An 18,547-nucleotide genomic window follows, 5' to 3' on the forward strand; every position below is an offset into this window, starting at 1 on the left:
CAACTCTCTCATTTAAGGGAAGACGTTTCCTTTTTCAATGTGCACACCATTATATGGGATTACATCTATTCTTTCATTTGACGTTTCCTTTTTCAATGTGCACACCATTATATGGGATTACATCTATTCTTTCATTTGACGTTTCCTTTTTCAATGTGCACACCATTATATGGGATTACATCTATTCTTTCATTTGACGTTTCCTCTCACAATGCGCACACCATTATATGGGATTGCAACTATTCTTTCATTTGACGTTTCCTCTCACAATGCTCACATCATTATATGGGATTGCAACTATTCTTTCATTTGACGTTTCCTCTCACAATGCGCACACCATTATATGGGATTGCAACTATTCTTTCATTTGACGTTTCCTCTCACAATGCGCACACCATTATATGGGATTACATCTATTCTTTCATTTTTTTTGACATTTCCTCTCACAGTGCGCACACCATTATATGGGTTTGCATCTATTTTTTTCGATATGACGTTTGCTCTCACAATGTGCACAACGATAAGGGGATACAGGTTTATCTCCCGTTAACAAAACATCTTATAAACTCGACATCATCTTGCACATCTCATACATCCATAATAAGCTGTGCAACTTTTTCCCGTTTGACGTTTCCTTTCACAATGTGCACAATTCCCTATATTTGATCTGAAATTTTTAAATGCATTTTGATAAACATCCAATTACACCCCTACATTACCAACAAAAATTTCAGCCAAAATTAAGAACACCACACAAAATAGTGCCAAATTAATCTCTTTTTGTTCTAAAATGATTAAAATGACGTTTGCTCTCACACAAACTTGCACACATTTCTGTGCAAGTTTTTTTATTCATGCTCATTTTCGGATGGACTATTTTATAAAAACATTGATATATCAACGTTTTTCCGAATCCCCTCCCCTATAAATTCATGACGTTTCCTTTCACACCATGCACAAACCTTGTGAAAAAATGACGTTTGCTCTCACACAAAATTTTTTAGATTTTTTTTCAATCCCTTGCCCCCCAAGGGATGAGCACCCGTTGTGCAACTTTGAAAATCCCTTAATAAAGGACACCATTTCCTGTTTTTCCATTCTGCTATAATTTAAACTAGAAAAATAGGCGAGAGGAGTGCCCAAAATGAAAGAATCTAGAATAAGAATCCATGGTTTTAGAATGCATCACGCTATCTTAAAAGAATTCCATTTTCTTCGTGATCAGTCATTTGAGCGCCCTCCTGCTTCTGCCTATGTCGTATATATGACCATGTTAAATCAATTACACGTAGAACAAAACCAACGAGGCATGCTTAAGGAATATAATCTTTCTTACTGGGCAAAGAAACTTGGAATTTCTTATTCTACCCTATGGGGAGGAAGAAAGTTCTTAGAAGATCATCATTTTGTGAAAGAGGAAATCCACGAAGGGTTACCTGTTATCGTGTTAAAAGATGTTGAAAAGTATAATACACCTGAACTTAATGGTGTATCTCTCAACTACCTAATCATACCGCATGCCCTTTTTGAAACGAATATTTTAGCAGAATTCGTACGTACCTCCAACCCGGAAGGAATTGAACTTCTCTTATCCTTACTAAACCAGTTCCGGACTGGTCTGTCTTTCAGCAAGACAGGTGAAATGGAGAAAATCAAACAAGAACGGACTATGAAGACACTTAAACTTCAACTAAACAAAAATGCAAAAGGGGTTCGTAAAACTTTAAGCGTTTTAGAAGCTCTATTTTCCATCGAATTTACAGGGGTGGAGATTCGTGGCAAGCAAATATGGATAAAAAAAGCCTCCTTTTCCTTGAAGCCGGAATGTGTGGAAGAAAACACGGATGAATTCAATGTCAACTCACTCATGGCGAAACTATCCAAGGAGCTCACCTACTTCTTTGATGGACATCAAATTAAATTTAAACCAAGGGACCAAATCGATGTCATGATTTCCTATAAACAGGAAGTAATGAATAAACTGAACTATCTTATGGATGAGGACTATGAAAGCTTCACCATACGTGATCGATTCATAAAAAATTTCTTTTTACAAACAATGGATCAGATAGGAATTCATATACATACAGAAAAACAACGAAAAGGGTCTTTCCATTTCTACTCGATTGGCGCCTTTTTCAGAATGGCCTTTAGAAAGTACCTTCCTGGGGCCTTAAAAAAGATTCCTTATGAATTAATCCATGAAGCCAAAATCAAAGAATACACCAAAACCGGCCAAGCGCCAGAGCTGCACGGTGTAATTTAATAGCTTAACCAGCCTTGTGAAAAAATAGGACATTCACAGGGCTATTAGAATTTACTCCAAAAAAGCAGAAAAGCATTTACTTATAACAAAAGTCTTTCCTTCCCACATCTGCAACAGTTTTTGGCAGATTTATTGAGAAGGATTTTTTTTTACGTCTATTTGTTTCCGAATGTTGCCTTGTGTAATAGTGGATATTATAAATATGATACTGTGTATTTGTGAATAGTTTAAAAAAAGGCCTGTGTAAATGTGACTTCTTTTGCATTCTATATGTGGGAACGTGGAAACTCTGTTATAGCAACACTTAAGAATGGCTAGAACTCTTGTGTCTCAAGGGATATACCTAACAATTGAAAATTGCCTATTAGTTCTGTTTCTTTTATTAAATTTGTTTTCTCTTATTAAATATACTTTTTTATTAAATTTGTTTATTTACGAGTAAATCCCTTCAAACAGAACAATTAAATATTAGATTAATATGAAGAAATATAAATCTAAATAAACTGTCTTTTAAAAGATTACATATTAAATTTATGTCTTATTCTAATATCTTTATACAATCGCCAATAGATATCCAGAATATAGATGTTAAGCTGTGAAACGAACCCCATTCTAGAGAACCGTTCACGAAAATCGATTTTACCAATATTCTAGTTCTAAACCATGAAAAGGATACAAGTTTAGGCCCCCTTAGATGGGGCCATAAACTTGTATCCTTTTCAATTCAACGTTATTAAGGGGTAAGGTCTTCCCTTTCCCCTCTTACTTGCTATAAATGTATAGAGAGGCAATGAAAAGCTATAGACCATCCTTGATCTTCATTAAGCAAAAGGACACTTTAATTCCTGATATGAATCAGAACGATGAAATGTAAAAAAGTCTTTTTGCGATAAAGTGCTAAAAGTTTAGGAACAGCCAATTTTTTTCTCTAACACTTGGACCAGAAACTAATAAAAAGGAACCATTAATCTTCCATGGTTTGTTCTAGAACTTTACTTTCATTTGTTAGAAGTGCTGTTTCAGACTTTAACCTTTTCTCTAAAGCGAGTGACTCTTCTTCAATTTGGCTAATCTTCTTCCTTAGTGTTTCAATTTCTTCAAGAAACTCCACTTCTATATGGTCAGCTTTAATGTCTCTTTCATCCACCAGTATTTCAGCTTCTAAATTCAAGGTGTCTTCTGTATTTTTTTTTGCAAAAAATGAGAAAAAACCTGTATTTTTCTTTTGTTCCAAACTTTTACGTAACACATTCGCTGCTTGTCGATCCATTTTGCGATTTAACCGATGATTTTTAATCTTTTCTTCAATAACTTCAATTTGTCTTTGCCTATCAGCTATTCCCGTTCTCCGTCTTAGCAACTCCACTTCAATTAGATTGATCGTATTTTGTAGAGTAAAGGTTCTCATCATTACATTCTGCCTTCTATCAAATTCAGAGAATAATTGATCTAAGGTTTCTTCATTATATTTACTCCCTTTTGCTTTCCCGCCATTTTGTTGAGGAATCGATTTTAGCGATAACTTAACTTGGATATCAGAGATTGTTTCGCCCCTCTCAATTGCCAGTAAAGTCATATGGATTTTAAAAACGCTGAGGTACGGCAATCGTTTTTTTCTGCCCTCTACATATATCTCTAAGTATCCCTCTAGCATCCTGACGTAATACCTTAGGGTTGAATTAGCTATATGAAAGATTTTATCGGAACAATCAGTAGTTGAATACATGGCATTGGGATCTAACTCTAATATATCTTTCTTAAATAGATTGCTACTATATTCCTTATCAAGCACCAACGAAGTATATAATGCATCGTCACGAAGTGTTTCTTTAATGAAATCCTTATTAGCCTGGACTCTATTTGTCACGATAACCCTCCTCTTAACGCTAGTTTAACTATAGCTTATTTTTATCTACCTATCGCTAAGCGTCAATTTATCCATATCTATAGTTTACCTACTAGATAAATACTAATCAACTACGTTTGCTGGCTTTAATAGAAAAAATGAAGTGAATTCGACTTAAACTAATCTAATCTAATCTAGTTTATTTTAAAAGTATCAAAAGAATAAATTAGATTAGTCTAGATTAATGAGTGGAGTTCTTCTTTGTAAATTAAGTTAAAACACCGATAACGTCAATTTAACGATAAACAACTGCAGTATAAAAAAACATTTAGCGATAATTTGCGGGTATCTATAGTTTGGAAGAGGTAGTTAAAACGCCGATAACGACAACTTAGCGCCAAATACTTTATGGACAATAACCAAAAATTAAATGGTTTTGAGTTAATATCTAGATTAAGATCTAGATAGCGCTGGTTTATCGATGTGTGGTTAGCGATAGAGTACCGATAACGCTAATCTAGCGCTAACTCATTATTGACTTTAATGAAAAGTCTCTATATATTGGATATAAGTAGAATAGACTAAACTAGATTAGTCCAAAGGGGGAAAATCATGACAAAACTTGATTTTTTATTTAAAGAGGATTATTTAATCGCAGGAGTAGATAGTGGGAACATTTCTAATAAAATTACATATATCGATCAAAATGGAAATGTTGTTTCAATAAATATCGCGAGTATAATCGGGGAAAACGCTGAAACTACTGCCGAAGATATGCCAGATGAGAGCTCAGATAAATCTTTTCCCGATGATATGATTCTTCATTTACATATTAAAAGTAAAGCCTTACCTAAGAATCGAACAAATGCTTATTATACAGTAGGGGAATATGCTCAAATTTCAACGAATGACAAAAATAATTTAAGAGAAACCAGCAGTGATGCAAGAGATAAATTAGGGAATGAAATCCATGTAGTAACAACTTTAGCAGGATTAGCCTTAGCAGCTTGGAAATCGGGTAAGACCGATAAGGTAGACGTACCATTGAGTTTTGGACTTCCAATAGAAGAGGCCAAACAGGCGTCTTCGGAAAAAATAAACTTGTATATGGGTGAGCATGAAATTACAGCAATAAAAGGGCCTTATAAAGGAAAAACCATAACCCTTAACATTACGGATGTTCAGCTTAATGTGGAAGGCGTAACGAGCTACTTGGCATTGGCCTTTGATTTAGTAGATGGGGAAGTGGTGGAAACCGAATTTTCATCACAAATCCATGACGAGTTTGCCATAGCTGATTTAGGAGCCGGAACATTGGATTTAGCTCTATATGATGAAAATGGTTTAAATTCAACTAAATCCACAAATCATCTGATAGGTACAAATAAATATATTGATTTAATTATGAAAGAAGCAGCAGAACTAAAGGAATTTGACAGCATACGGAGCCGTTTTGAAAGGGTGGGTAAAACACCTAAGATTTCTTTTACACGTGAAGAATTCATGAGGAAGTTCATTAAGCCAGAAATCGATAAAATGATTATAAAACCTAAATATTCTCCTGTTTTTAAAGCGACATGGCAGTCCAAAACAGCAGATATCACAAAGATTGTTGATAAATACACGAAAGAATATGCCGAAGAAGTGAAAGATAAAGTCATCCGGTATTTTGTTGATACAAACGTTGGGCAAATGATTATTGTTGGGGGAGGACTTCTCTTCGCCTATCAATACTTAGCTGAACTTAAAGATGAAGATTGTCTATTTCCTCCGAATATAGATCAAGCCAGTTTCTTTACTAGTAAGGCATATCTCTTGAAAAATATTATTGCTGAAATTGAAAAGCAATCTATTGAAGCTTGAAAATTAAAGAAATGAGAGCAACATCTTCACTTAGTTGTGATACAAGGTGGTGGTAACGTTGTCCAATAGAAAAATCACTCCAGGTCGAGGTATTCAATATACCCCAAAAACTTCGATAAAATGGGCTAATGAATTTAATGAGTTGGCAGACAGCTTTAAAAGTAGAAATGAACTTATTAGCGCGCTTATTGAAGATGGATTAAAGGTTCGGAATGGATCTTATAAGGAACAAGGTATTTACCTTCCACTAGACGCCTTTGCGAATGAACAATTAGCAATTTTGAAAACAGAGGAAGGGCAGAAGATTCTTTATAATATCGTTTCTTTAATTGTCGGGAATCCGGAAGGGGCGGCGCTTGCCCAGCAAATGGTGCAGCCGGTACCCGAGAAAAGTAAGCCAGCTTCCACACCAAACAGTCTATCTGAAGGACAAGTGAATTATGAAGAAGATACTGATGAAGGTAAGGGTCAATCAAACGAAGCCCTATCTAAACTATTGAAGTTGGGGAAGATGACCAATTTAAGGGGATAAAAGGACCCTTTAAATTATAGTACTGATATACTTAAGAGGCTAAGGTGTTGAATTAGCCTCTTTTTTTTATTCACTTAAATTAGGAATTATAGGCATTTGAGGATTTCGGTGAGTGTATTGGCCTTTACAGGTGTTTAAAATTTCTTTGAGTATTAAAAATTTAAAAACTAATAAAAAAGTAAAAACGGAAAAATGGTTATTTTAAAAGGGTTTTAAGAACCTTCAAAATTTGCACCTGTTAATTTGTAATAGGAGGTTAGTTTTTCCTTATGCTCTTTTGAAGTTATCTTAGGGTAGGGTTGAATCAAACTGGTGACGTTTACTAGAGGTATCTCTTTATGTATTGTTACTTTTAGTTATCATCTATTATTTTGTAGAAAGTTATTTCAATTGGTGCTAGTTTTTTGTATGGTTTAATTAGGAGGTGATTTATAGTGAAAGCAAAAAGTTCTCTTTACGATAAATTACCGGTAGAATTATTGGCTGGGTTTTATTTTGAAATAAATAAGAATATTGAAAAAGGAAGCTTGTCTGATGCTATGTATCATGAAATTAGATTAATGGAACAAATAGCCTTAAGAAGGGGTATCTCACTTGAATACCTACATCATAAGGGTTCCTGTATAATTGAAGATGAGAAACTACTAATAGGGAACAACCATGCAACACTAAAGCGTAGAATAACAAGTCCAAAAATGTTTTCTAGTAATCATTGGAAATGTAAGCGCTTTCTGTTATAATGAAAATGGGTTGGATGGCATGTGTGGCTGTCATAGTATCTGGCGTAGGCGGGGCCGATACCGGAAGAGGACTTAGAGAAAAGAAAACTATCCTTTTTTAGCTGAATAAAATCATACATAAACAATAAAAGTGAAAGACACCAAACCCCTTGGATCCCAAGGGGTTTATTTAATAATTCCTGTTCGGTGGGATATTAATGATACGCGATTTAATACGGTTGACGAAGAGTTGGATAAATTAGACGGGCAAGTTCTGGCACGATTAAAGACTATAAACTCCATCAAGTACTATAACGAAAAATACTCCTGTACCAACTTTTTAGGCAGAAACAAGGGCATTGGCAATAGTTGCGTTTTATTGATTTAACCTTAGGTTATTTACTACTATGCCACTGGTTGTATTTTTTATTCACATTGTTCTTAATTTGCTTTGGCATAAGAATACCCCTGCAACCAACCTTGGGAAATAGGCGGGGAACAGAGGCCATTCGCTTTACAAATTAATTTGAGAAGATCATCTATATGTATATTCCCCAACTAATGAATCTACTATTCACGGTATCCAAAGAGGGGGACGTGAAGGGGACATTGATGGTTTTATAGGGGGACACAAAGGGGACATTGATGAATTTTTTATGTACCCACATAAACACTAGGCTTTGCCTAGTTCCACAACGTAGTTGGGGACAGTTTTTCCTTATGCTCTTTCTCTCTTTTTTCACTCTTCCCAGAACTTCATGGCTTTTTTATCATTGGTATAGACAGTGACGTGTTTTTGTTTCTTTAAGTGTTGATAAGGTTCGCCTTCGCCAGTTATTTTACGAAGCTCTTCATGCTGTTTCTCAACCCGATTTAATAATTTATTAACTTCAAGAAAATCAGCTTTTTCTTTCTTCATATCTTCACTCCTTTTTTCATTTACAGGGTTAAAATAAGGTTCTTATTAACGTGACTTATGGACCCAATAGTTTTCATTAGCTTCACTATTAATTACCTCAAACAAACGTAAAAAGTAATATACAGTTTCTTTTATTTGGTCTTCTGTTTCATTATAGGGAATATCAACTACAGGTAAACCAATACTCCAACAAAAAGCACGTTTAATTCTATCTAACCTCATTCTATTCCTATAACCTTCATAACCGCCAAAAAACTCATTCCTTATAGGTCTGTAATGTTGGACGCCATTGAGTTCAATTACAAATAAAGGGTGATGATTTTTACATACAAGAAAGTCCAAACGAAGTTTCGACTCGTGACCGAAACGGTCCAGACTTACCTCCTTTATAAATTCAACCCTCATTTCTGCAAGCAATTCCGTTATATATTTAGCTCCATCTGACTCTCTGTATTTCTTTTTGCATTTAGGGCATGTTTCGCCACCTTTGATTTTGATAGGTTGAACAAACGATTCATGGCCTCGAGAACATAAATGTATTCCTTTAGTTCTCATAGATTTATAAGGTCCTATAAAAATTATGTCCCATCTGTTATCATCTAAGAATCTTAAGTATATCTGATGATTAGAAGATATTTTATTATTTAAATCGGATCTCCATTCAACAGAACTCCAAACATATGGTTTCTCGGGTTCTTAAAAATTAATAACATAGGCCTTAATAAAATTACTTTCCCATTCATTCTCAAGCAACTGTACAAAATCAATATATTTTTCCAAGGATGCAGACGATTTAGATTTTCTTTTTAACATATGGATACAATCGTATCGATCTTTAATAAAATAAACAATTTGCCCTTCGAATAGCATAGGATCATCCTTTTTCAGAATTGAATATCGTAAATAGAATAATATTACTGACGTTTTTAAATAACTTTATTGTAACTTAACAGTTGGTTGACTTGCTAAAGCAAAGTTGTAATAAAACGACCATTTACACTTTTAGTCTATCCTTGCTGCATCGATGAAAACTTGAGGTATGTAGTAGGAAGAGCATAAGGAAAAACTGTCCCCAACTACGTTGTGGTCCTAGGCAAAGCCTAGTGTTTTAATGGGTCCATGAATTCTTTACAGGTGGGCTGATGTGGGACACCTGATTTACATAGGTGGGGCTGACATGGGATACCTGATTTTTCTCAGGTGGGCTGATATTGGATCATTCCTTAATGCTCCCTTCGGTCCGCTTACCATGGAAAATCGCCAAATGTAGCAACTCTCCTTTTTACAAGGAGTATGCCTGTATTTATAAAAGAAAAAACACCGATTCGATTATTCGGACGGTGTATTCCACTAACGCTCCTGTTAGTGGAATAAGAGCACGAAAGGAGGTGACCAAAGGACATCCTCCTTCCAATTATAACGGAATCTCAAATTGTCCCTTTCGCTTCTGCACCAAACTAGCGATAAAGGAACGCATCAGCTTCATGGAAAACTGAAAGATCGGGCTTTGAATAAAGGTATATGCAAACGTCATAATAAACACTGGACCTCCAAGGATGAACCCGATAATCAAGATGAGGCTCTCGACAACGATTCTTGCCCAACTGACCGATAACCCGGTTTTTTCCGAAACGGAAAGCATGAAACCATCCCTAGGACCAGCCCCAATTCCCGCAGCCACATAGATTCCTCCGCCAATTCCGGTTATGATGATACCCATCAACAAGATGAGTATATTCAACCACCAATGCTCCGTTTCATGAGGAAGAATGTTGAGATGCAAAAAGAAATCCATGATCGGGTCGATTGACAAGGCATTTAGAAAGGTACCAATATTAATATACTCCCTATCCACGACAAAGACGATCAACACAAGTACTAAACCACACATGACACTCCACGTCCCAATTGTGAACCCGAACCGCTCGAACAGGGCGACGTTTAAAACCTCCCATGGATGCAGCCCCAAGGATTGAACATTCACCGCAATCGCATTCCCTAATCCAAAGAAAGTTAATCCAAGAAAAAAAATAAAATACCGTAATAGCCGCAATTCCATCTCTTCACCTCTACATCTTATATATCCATCTACTTTAGATGAAGAAGGTTAAATGAACAAGATGATCTATCCAAATCAAAAGTTGTTACCAAATGATTAACAGTGAAGTATATAAAGAAGTTCCTTAAGGTGGTAGGTTATTGCAGAACTGCCGGAGAAGTTAATATAATATTCCATTCCCTAGATAGGAGGGTTACAAATTGGAAAAACAATTATTAACTATGGCTCAAATCGCAAAACAATTAAACACGTTACTTTAAGAAAAATAGTCAGTCCACCCCTTCGGGATCTAGTAAACATTTGTATTTGGTTCAAATTATTTTTATAAAAAACATTTAGCAAAATTCTTGGTACATCAAAATGAATAAAATTACTTGAAGAAAAAGAAGTTGAATTATTGAAAAACGCTAAAATGTTTCAATACGTTGTTCGTTTCTTCTTCCGTAATGCCGATATAACGCAGGGTAACGGATGGATGAGAATGATGCAGAATCCGTTGCAGCATGGCAATATCCTTCGTGGCTTTGTAAAACCAATAGCCAAACGTTTTTCGTAAGGTATGATTACCAACATGTTCCACGCCAGCGAACTCTGCAGCCTTATTTAATTGCCGGTAGGCCTGAGTAGGGGTTATGGGGCGTTCTCCCTTCCTAGAGGGGAATAAACAGGGACTCTGGACGTTTTTGGCGTACTCATAGACCTCCTGGAAGCAATTCGCGATATAGATGTCGCGGATTTTTTGCGTTTTACCTTCCTTGACCCGGAGAATCTTGTTTTGTTTGCTTTTAAGGTCCAGAATCTGCTTCGTGTTGAGCTTGAGTAGGTCCCCGACACGTAGGCCGGTCTCGCAGCCTACAACAAACAGGATGTAATCACGTTCCGAACAATGGCGCTTCAGCGCCCATTTCATATCTTCTAACTGCTGCTGATCCCGGATCGGCTGCACATCTTTTGGTTGCGTCATCTTCATCGACCTTTCTTCTCTATTTAAAAATCCGGCTTCAAAACCCTTATGTACCAACGATTTGAATGTATGATTTTTATTACATCTTAATTATAAAGAGAAAAAACGGTGAAAGTCAATGAAATCAATAATTTGAATGTGCGATAATTCCCATTATCATACATTCAAATTCAAGTGGAAAAGTATGATACAATCAAGGATTTTGAATGTTATGATTAAGAAAATCTGGTGGCAGATGTTATGGCATAGAAGGAATTAATTGCAGAGTCTATGAAAAAAAAATGAGGTGAAGAAAAATGGTTGCAAAAACAGAAGAAGATTTTAATGGTTTGAAGGAAATTGGCAAAATTGTTGCCTCCATTAGAGATGAATTGATACAAAGAACAATTCCTGGCATAACGACCAAAGAACTTGACGATATAGCCGGAGAGCTTTTAGAGAAAGCAGGTGCAGTTTCAGCCCCAAAAGGTGAATATGATTTTCCTGGCTATACTTGCATTAGTGTTAATGAAGAAGTGGCACATGGTATTCCGGGTCCTCGGGTTATTCATGAAGGAGATTTAGTAAATATAGATGTTTCTGGTTCCAAAAACGGTTATTTCGCAGATACAGGAATCTCGTTTGTAGTAGGCGAAGGAGAAGCAGTATTAACCAAAATATGCGACGTTGCTAAAAAGGCATTTGAAGCAGGTCTTAAGAAAGCAAAACCCGGTTCCAAAAAAAGTAGAATCGGAAAAGCAGTATTCGAAACAGCGAGACAGCATGGATTCACTGTTATCAAAAACCTTACAGGACATGGTGTTGGACGTAGAATACACGAAGCACCTGACCATATTTGTAATTATTATGATCCATGGGATAATGAAATATTAAAGGAAGGGATGGTTATCGCATTCGAACCATTTATCTCAACCTTTGAAGAAGAAGCATTCCAAAAAGAAGACGGTTGGACCTATGCCACAGAAAAAAGCTATGTAGCTCAATTGGAACATACGATTATCCTTACTAAAAATGGTCCAATTATTGTCACACTTTAATTCAAACATACGCGAAAAAGAAAAATATATGGAGTTCGCTTACTAACGGATGCGTTAGCGCCATAAGAAGGCCGCCAATTGGCGGCCTTTTGAATGTGCGATTCTTTCAATTATCATACATTCGAATTTAAGTAAAAAAATACCCTTATTCAGCTAGGGGGGGGCAAATGTTTTATGTATCGGTTAATGGTTAAGATCTAACGCTAGTCATGAACTGTATTTATCAGTTACTCAAAAAGGTCGAAAATAGGAATTAATCAGCTGTTTTGAAATATTTTGTAGTATGAGTACGGTTGGATAGGAGTGAAGAATCGTGGGGAAGTGTGCCAAAAAAATATGTAAACATATAGTGTCGCACGTTCATGTCCAGAACCACGACTTTGCTGCTTCTTCATAACGAAAATATATAACAAAGCCTGTGGAATTAATTATTCCACAGGCTTTGTTATATATTTTTTATAAATAAAGTTCCCTATCATAAAAAGAAGAATACCTTATAAAAAGGGTTTGTACTTTTTATTAACAAAGGAGAGACCAAAAGTTGACGAACAACCTTAATTTTTGTGGGCCACTGGGAAAATGTTGTTCAGGAGAAATCCAAGGGCCAAGTGTAACTGCTAATTCTATGTTTGCCTCTAATACAGTTGGTACTGTGATTTCGGTAGCTCTCGGAGGCGCTACAAGTATTCCCCTTCCCAATAATCAAAACTTAGATAGTTTTGTAACTAATGGTGCAAACACCATTTTCACTGTCCCAGTAACCGGCCGTTACTACATTACCTATCAAATTAATACAACAGCTGCACTCGGAATAGGAGCTGGTTCAAGAATTTTACTAAATGGTACTACTCCAATTCCAGGTTCTATATTAAGACCAGTTATAAGCGTTTCAACCTTTAATAATGATGTCATTGTAAACCTAACTGCTGGTGACACAATATCATTGCAATTATCTAGCAGTATACTCTTAGTAGCTACTCTCTTATCAGCAGGAGGATCAACAGGTGCATCCCTAACAATTATTAGAGTAGAGTAAAGGGACAATATTTGAAGTACTCTCTTAAATAACAAAAAACAGATATTATTAACATTATATGGCACTGAATGTATTCTAAATATAAATTAGGAGGGAGATTAATATTGATGCAATTCGGGAATTGTTGTAATGGTCTATTAGGGATTGTGAATGATGCAGTGTGTTTTACTGTTGATTTAAGTAATACAGCTGGGGTAGCTTTAGAGCTTTGGAATGATGCTACCCCTTTTATTATAAATGGAACAATTGTAGTAGAAAACAACGGAATTATCGGAGCTTCACCAACGGCTGCTCTCTCTGTAAATGGAACTCCAGTTGGTGGATTTATAGTCACAGCAGGTCAAGTCAAATCTATTACTATGAACAATATAAATTCGATTGGACTCATCGGATCAGGTACAGGAACAGCAAGTATCAGAGTTTCATTTTCCTTAAATTATAAATTTTAATTAGAATTTAGAAAAAATTATAAAAAGTGTCATACCATTTTTTTGGAAAAAAGAAGGTGTTTCTGGAAGAAAGGACCTTGAAAAATAGTTCCATACTTTAGGGTAAATAGAAGCTAGAGTTCCTGAATTTAAAGGTCAGATTCAAGCACAAGAAAAAGGCCTCGACTTATTTGGCACCATATGGAGGGCCTTTCGTTTTTATGGATGAAGGTGGATCTCAGGATACAAGCAGCCAGATGTGATCGATTTATGTAAACTATAGGTTTAAAGTGAAATATCACTTTTCTATCCCATTAATACGGGCCTTCATAATCTATGAAGGCCCGTATTAAATACTATATCCTATTTGGAATTCTGAAAATTAATTCTTTAAATAACCCAAGTTAATAATATTGAAATTACTAAACTTTGAATCATAATCATACATTCAAAATTGACGTGAAAAATTACCCTTAATGAACTAAAGGGGCAGAAAATCTATTTAAAGATTATAGTACAGAACTATATACCATTAAAGATCCATCCAATCCCTCATCTTTTGATGAAATCGCTAACCGTAAATTTCAAATACCAGAATTGGTATCCAAACAAATTAATAAAAGTATTGAAGTACAAGATGTGAAACTTGAAGAACTGCACCAGAACCCCATTTGCTAGTGAAGATATAGTTTTAGTGGGTTGATTTACTGATTATGAGTCTGAATTTCCTGGGACAGCACTTAAAGGTTTTAAGCTAGAACACGCTTGTATAGTGTCAGACGGTATGTCCCACTTGTTCCTGCGGGCATTTGAATAACAAAAGAAGTCGGATTTTTCACAGTTTTACCAATCGTATTTCCTGGTGGAACTGGCCCGATCGTAGTTGTAACAGGAGCTGTTGATGAATTGACTGTACCTGTTACAGTTGTAACGCTTGCAACAGAATTAAACATTTCAAAAGTCCCTTCAAAGTAAGCACCAACAGGAGCAGTAAATACTGTCTCATCTACTATTCCAATCGTTGGACCATTAAAATTACCGCAAATGCTTTCTTGAAATATCTGAGCAGGAGGACAACAAGAGTCATTAAAACACATTGTATTTTTCTCCTTTCGAATGATTTTTTCCAGATACGTTTTATCTGTGCGATACTTGATCTTCATTCCTGTAATAGAGTATGGAAGATTTATAGAAATTCTTATATATATTGTCCGTTTTAATAGATATAGAGTAATAACTTAGAAAAAGGTATTCCTTTATATCTTTATTACGCTAGAACACGCTTATACAAATTGATACAATATGACCCACTATCTCCAGCACCTGCTGTAATAGTAAAACTAGTAGGTTGATTAACTGATTGTGAGTCAGTATTTCCTGGAGCAGCACTTAAAGCTATCGCTGGAGTTGATGTCCCCGTTGCCGTTACTGTAGCCGTACTAGAAGCTGAGTTGAAAATTTCAAAAGTTCCTGAAGAATAAGCACCTGCTGGAGCAGACCATACTTCAACCCCTGCTAAAGGTCCGTTAAAATTACCACAAATTTTTTCTTGAAACACCTGTGCAGGAGGGCAGCAACCTCCGTTAATTCCATTTGAACCACACATTATGAATTCCTCCTATTTACTATTAAACAGCTTGTATTAGCCATTCAGTATTATAGAATGTGAATTTTTCAGTCTTGCAACTGACATGAGTGGAACATGTAGAAATTAATGCTAAATTGTCCCATTTTATAGAATTTTTATTCTGTTCAATAGAAATAGAAAAGGCGGAAGACCATTTTCCTTAAATACGAGGAATACTTGAGAAGGATACAGAATTGAATAAAACCCCTTGGGATTTAAAAAATAGTTTGATCATTTGTAAAAAGTTTACGTTTGTCATCGTAAAAAATAGGAAAGCACACTTCCAAACAAAATTCCCCTTCAATTCTCCCTGTTCCTACCCTAAATACACTAATGGATACAGCGTCATCAACTGTTGCAGAAAGCGTATTGCCGGGAGGAACGGTGAATCCAATAGGACTTCCTTCATTTCGAATCACGAGAACCCGAATCGATGCAATACTCATAGTGCTATTGAATACAGAAATTGTTACGGTAGGGTCCTTCACCATTCTCTCTCTCCAAATCTCTAAATTCGGAACCTGATCGCTCAATAACAGATTCCCACATGTGCTATTGCATTTTACAACTGGCCCTATTGGCGTCTCTACATTCACATTCACTTCTACTTTTACTTTTTGCTCGACTTTACATTTGCATTGTTTATGCCCACATTCTTTACATTTTTTATGTTTGCACCTGCATTTACTGTGCCTGCAATCTGAACATTTTTTTTGTTCACTCAAATTACCTCCACCACCTAATTCACTTTACTATATTTTATTAACATACCGGACAAGTTGCCTGTACTTAAAGCTTGAAGGGAATCACGTTAGTTAAATAAGAGGGTTTTCTAGTTTTTCCGAATGTACGATTCTTTACATAATCGTACATTCGAATTATAGAAAAACTACCCTTCTTCAACTATCGGGGCAGTTTAGTTGAAGAAGGGTAATGGTTTTTTTATGGTAATGGCGGGTGAACTACTTGTCCAATCCACTCCAATTTAATGCCAGTTCCATACGATAGAAGTAATGCTTGGGAAAAGGGGTGAAAAATTGGGTAAGGATAAAAAATGTTCAGATTGCGGACATGGTAAATGTAACTGCTCCTCTAAACAGGAACAAAAGGTAGAGCAAAACGTTGAAGTGAAGGTAAACGTACCTGCTAATGATAAAAAAGGGAATCAAGGACCACAAGGCGACCAAGGACCTCAGGGTGTCCAAGGACCGCAAGGCGACCAAGGACCTCAGGGTGTCCAAGGACCGCAAGGCGAGCAAGGACCTCAGGGTGTTCAAGGACCACAAGGCGAGCAAGGACCTCAGGGTGTTCAAGGACCACAAGGCGAGCAAGGACCTCAGGGTGTTCAAGGACCACAAGGCGAGCAAGGACCTCAGGGTGTCCAAGGACCTCAGGGTGTTCAAGGACCACAAGGCGAGCAAGGACCTCAGGGCGTTCAAGGACCGCAAGGCGAGCAAGGACCTCAGGGTGTTCAAGGACCACAAGGCGACCAAGGACCTCAGGGTATTCAAGGACCACAAGGCGACCAAGGACCTCAGGGTGTTCAAGGACCACAAGGCGACCAAGGACCTCAGGGTGTCCAAGGACCTCAGGGTGTCCAAGGACCTCAGGGTGTCCAAGGACCTCAGGGTGTTCAAGGACCACAAGGCGAGCAAGGACTTCAGGGTGTTCAAGGACCGCAAGGCGTCCAAGGACCACAAGGCGACCAAGGACCGCAAGGCGTCCAAGGACCACAAGGTGCTCAAGGACCGCAAGGCGACCAAGGACCTCAGGGTGTTCAAGGACCACAAGGCGAGCAAGGACCTCAGGGTGTCCAAGGACCGCAAGGCGAGCAAGGACCTCAGGGTGTTCAAGGACCACAAGGCGAGCAAGGACCTCAGGGTGTTCAAGGACCACAAGGCGAGCAAGGACCTCAGGGTGTTCAAGGACCACAAGGCGAGCAAGGACCTCAGGGTGTCCAAGGACCTCAGGGTGTTCAAGGACCACAAGGCGAGCAAGGACCTCAGGGCGTTCAAGGACCGCAAGGCGTCCAAGGACCACAAGGTGCTCAAGGACCTCAGGGTGTTCAAGGACCACAAGGCGAGCAAGGACCTCAGGGTGTTCAAGGACCGCAAGGCGACCAAGGACCGCAAGGCGTCCAAGGACCACAAGGTACTCAAGGACCTCAAGGACCTCAAGGACCTCAGGGTATTCAAGGACCACAAGGCGACCAAGGACCGCAAGGCGTCCAAGGACCACAAGGTACTCAAGGACCTCAGGGTGTTCAAGGACCACAAGGCGTCCAAGGACCTATAGGAGGAGTTGAAGGTTGTCTATGTGATTGTTGTGTTTTTCCTATGCAGAACGTTTTAGAACAACTTGTTGGGCAAACTGTAATTCTTGGCACTATTGCAGACGCACCAAATGTACCTCCACTCTTTTTCTTATTCACTATTATTGAAGTGAATGATTTTTTAGTTACTGTTACAGATGGAGCGACAACCTTTGTTGTAAATATTTCTGATGTAACAGGGGTAGGATTTTTACCACCAGGACCAACTATCAACTTGTTGCCACCTGTTGATTCTGGGTGCGAATGTGATTGTCGTGAACGGCCAATTAGACAATTGCTGGATACACTTATCGGTTCTACAGTGAATCTTTTAGCAAGTAATGGTTCTATTGCTGCAGATTTTAACGTGGAACAAACAGGTCTTGGCATAGTGTTAGGTACTTTACCAATAAGTCCTGAAACAATCGTTAGATTTGCAATTTCAACTTGCAAAATTACGGCTGTAGGCAGACTAGTTGAATAATGAATGATGTTAAAAACAAATATTTAGTGAGAAAGTAGTTATAAAAAATTAGTAATTTTATTAGTGTATTATAATTCCACTTGAAACTTATTACAGTGAAAATTTATTGTTATAGAATTAACGGGTGCGTAAGTTCATTAAGAAAAAGTAAAAAAGTCGATTCCTTAACGTAGAGGAAATCGGCTTTTTAGGTTGGAATTCTCTTAGCGTATAAAATTTCCGAAATGGGCGGTATAGTCACCTTTGGAAGGAGAAAGAAAATGTCATCGAATAAAAGAAAAATGATGGATAGACACGCAGGTGACACGCCCATGTGCACCATAGGAGACACGTCGACGTGCTTTCCATGTCATGCCTGAAAAGGAGGAAGAAATCATGAAACCTGTTTTGCTTCAAGAAATTATTGAAAGAGTCAATGAAAAGGGAGAAAGTCCTCTTGATATAGCCACCTCGTAC

Annotated in this window: 15 protein-coding genes and 1 pseudogene; 8 read left to right on the forward strand and 8 right to left on the reverse strand. The window is 37.3% G+C overall.

The window, feature by feature from the left end; genetic code table 11:
• Window positions 1-1,144 precede the first annotated feature (1,144 nt).
• On the forward strand, window positions 1,145-2,266 hold the full coding sequence (locus ACDZ29_RS28220) for a hypothetical protein (protein WP_375091262.1): 1,122 nt from the start codon (window positions 1,145-1,147) through the stop codon (window positions 2,264-2,266).
• A gap of 964 nt (window positions 2,267-3,230) precedes the next feature.
• Here the strand turns inward: ACDZ29_RS28220 and ACDZ29_RS28225 are convergent.
• Window positions 3,231-4,133 carry a hypothetical protein gene (locus ACDZ29_RS28225; RefSeq protein ID WP_289323158.1) on the reverse strand — a complete coding sequence of 301 codons (903 nt, stop codon included), beginning with the start codon at window positions 4,131-4,133 and terminating at the stop codon, window positions 3,231-3,233.
• 591 nt (window positions 4,134-4,724) lie between these two features.
• Between ACDZ29_RS28225 and ACDZ29_RS28230 the strand changes: the two genes are divergently transcribed.
• From ACDZ29_RS28230 to ACDZ29_RS28240, 3 genes are all read left to right on the forward strand, one after another.
• A complete protein-coding gene (locus ACDZ29_RS28230) occupies window positions 4,725-5,975 on the forward strand; it encodes a hypothetical protein (RefSeq protein ID WP_375091263.1) in 1,251 nt (416 codons plus the stop codon).
• A 58-nt stretch (window positions 5,976-6,033) separates the two neighbouring features.
• The gene (locus tag ACDZ29_RS28235) at window positions 6,034-6,507 is read left to right on the forward strand and encodes a hypothetical protein (RefSeq protein WP_375091264.1); all 474 of its coding nucleotides are present in this window, start codon (window positions 6,034-6,036) and stop codon (window positions 6,505-6,507) included.
• A 434-nt stretch (window positions 6,508-6,941) separates the two neighbouring features.
• Window positions 6,942-7,247, forward strand: a complete 306-nt coding sequence (locus ACDZ29_RS28240) for a hypothetical protein (protein WP_375091265.1) — start codon at window positions 6,942-6,944, stop codon at window positions 7,245-7,247.
• 718 nt (window positions 7,248-7,965) lie between these two features.
• Here ACDZ29_RS28240 and ACDZ29_RS28245 read toward each other — a convergent pair.
• From ACDZ29_RS28245 to ACDZ29_RS28260, 4 genes are all read right to left on the reverse strand, one after another.
• Window positions 7,966-8,145, reverse strand: a complete 180-nt coding sequence (locus ACDZ29_RS28245; protein ID WP_375091266.1) for a hypothetical protein — start codon at window positions 8,143-8,145, stop codon at window positions 7,966-7,968.
• A gap of 45 nt (window positions 8,146-8,190) precedes the next feature.
• The gene (locus tag ACDZ29_RS28250; protein WP_375091267.1) at window positions 8,191-8,700 is read right to left on the reverse strand and encodes a DUF2726 domain-containing protein; all 510 of its coding nucleotides are present in this window, start codon (window positions 8,698-8,700) and stop codon (window positions 8,191-8,193) included.
• 859 nt (window positions 8,701-9,559) lie between these two features.
• Complete coding sequence (locus ACDZ29_RS28255) at window positions 9,560-10,204, reverse strand: YitT family protein (RefSeq protein ID WP_375091268.1); 645 nt, start codon at window positions 10,202-10,204, stop codon at window positions 9,560-9,562.
• A 394-nt stretch (window positions 10,205-10,598) separates the two neighbouring features.
• Entirely contained in the window at window positions 10,599-11,168 is a 570-nt protein-coding gene (locus ACDZ29_RS28260) for a tyrosine-type recombinase/integrase (protein ID WP_375091374.1), read from the reverse strand.
• A gap of 296 nt (window positions 11,169-11,464) precedes the next feature.
• Here ACDZ29_RS28260 and map point away from each other — a divergent pair, with 296 nt between their 5' ends.
• From map to ACDZ29_RS28275, 3 genes are all read left to right on the forward strand, one after another.
• Window positions 11,465-12,205: a type I methionyl aminopeptidase gene (gene map, locus ACDZ29_RS28265; RefSeq protein ID WP_375091269.1), complete on the forward strand. Its 741-nt coding sequence runs from the start codon at window positions 11,465-11,467 to the stop codon at window positions 12,203-12,205.
• Between the two features lie 541 nt (window positions 12,206-12,746).
• Entirely contained in the window at window positions 12,747-13,241 is a 495-nt protein-coding gene (locus tag ACDZ29_RS28270) for a hypothetical protein (RefSeq protein WP_375091270.1), read from the forward strand.
• A gap of 104 nt (window positions 13,242-13,345) precedes the next feature.
• The gene (locus ACDZ29_RS28275) at window positions 13,346-13,690 is read left to right on the forward strand and encodes a DUF3992 domain-containing protein (protein ID WP_375091271.1); all 345 of its coding nucleotides are present in this window, start codon (window positions 13,346-13,348) and stop codon (window positions 13,688-13,690) included.
• Between the two features lie 728 nt (window positions 13,691-14,418).
• On the opposite strand, the gene ACDZ29_RS28280 is transcribed toward ACDZ29_RS28275, so the two are convergent.
• The 3 genes from ACDZ29_RS28280 to ACDZ29_RS28290 all read right to left on the reverse strand — a co-directional run bounded on the left by ACDZ29_RS28280 (window position 14,419) and on the right by ACDZ29_RS28290 (window position 15,829).
• The gene (locus tag ACDZ29_RS28280; protein WP_375091272.1) at window positions 14,419-14,832 is read right to left on the reverse strand and encodes an S-Ena type endospore appendage; all 414 of its coding nucleotides are present in this window, start codon (window positions 14,830-14,832) and stop codon (window positions 14,419-14,421) included.
• 104 nt (window positions 14,833-14,936) lie between these two features.
• Window positions 14,937-15,275 (reverse strand): S-Ena type endospore appendage, encoded by a 339-nt coding sequence (locus ACDZ29_RS28285; RefSeq protein ID WP_375091273.1) that lies wholly within the window; start codon window positions 15,273-15,275, stop codon window positions 14,937-14,939.
• Between the two features lie 236 nt (window positions 15,276-15,511).
• Window positions 15,512-15,829, reverse strand: coding sequence for an S-Ena type endospore appendage (locus tag ACDZ29_RS28290; protein WP_375091274.1), 318 nt, complete (start codon window positions 15,827-15,829; stop codon window positions 15,512-15,514).
• Window positions 15,830-17,293: 1,464 nt separating this feature from the next.
• Here ACDZ29_RS28290 and ACDZ29_RS28295 point away from each other — a divergent pair.
• Window positions 17,294-18,091: pseudogene (locus ACDZ29_RS28295) on the forward strand (bclA protein); the annotation flags it as partial.
• Window positions 18,092-18,547: the final 456 nt, after the last annotated feature.

Origin of the sequence: Peribacillus sp. RS7 (genome assembly GCF_041956845.1) — a bacterium.
GTDB lineage: Bacteria > Bacillota > Bacilli > Bacillales > DSM-1321 > Peribacillus.

Coding starts and splice junctions, on each gene's coding strand:
- ACDZ29_RS28230 (WP_375091263.1), top strand. CDS start 4,725: ATGACAAAACTTGATTTTTTATTTAAAGAGGATTATTTAATCGCAGGA.
- ACDZ29_RS28220 (WP_375091262.1), top strand. CDS start 1,145: ATGAAAGAATCTAGAATAAGAATCCATGGTTTTAGAATGCATCACGCT.
- ACDZ29_RS28255 (WP_375091268.1), bottom strand. CDS start 10,204: ATGGAATTGCGGCTATTACGGTATTTTATTTTTTTTCTTGGATTAACT.
- ACDZ29_RS28250 (WP_375091267.1), bottom strand. CDS start 8,700: ATGAGAACTAAAGGAATACATTTATGTTCTCGAGGCCATGAATCGTTT.
- ACDZ29_RS28260 (WP_375091374.1), bottom strand. CDS start 11,168: ATGACGCAACCAAAAGATGTGCAGCCGATCCGGGATCAGCAGCAGTTA.
- map (WP_375091269.1), top strand. CDS start 11,465: ATGGTTGCAAAAACAGAAGAAGATTTTAATGGTTTGAAGGAAATTGGC.
- ACDZ29_RS28285 (WP_375091273.1), bottom strand. CDS start 15,275: ATGTGTGGTTCAAATGGAATTAACGGAGGTTGCTGCCCTCCTGCACAG.
- ACDZ29_RS28245 (WP_375091266.1), bottom strand. CDS start 8,145: ATGAAGAAAGAAAAAGCTGATTTTCTTGAAGTTAATAAATTATTAAAT.
- ACDZ29_RS28280 (WP_375091272.1), bottom strand. CDS start 14,832: ATGAAGATCAAGTATCGCACAGATAAAACGTATCTGGAAAAAATCATT.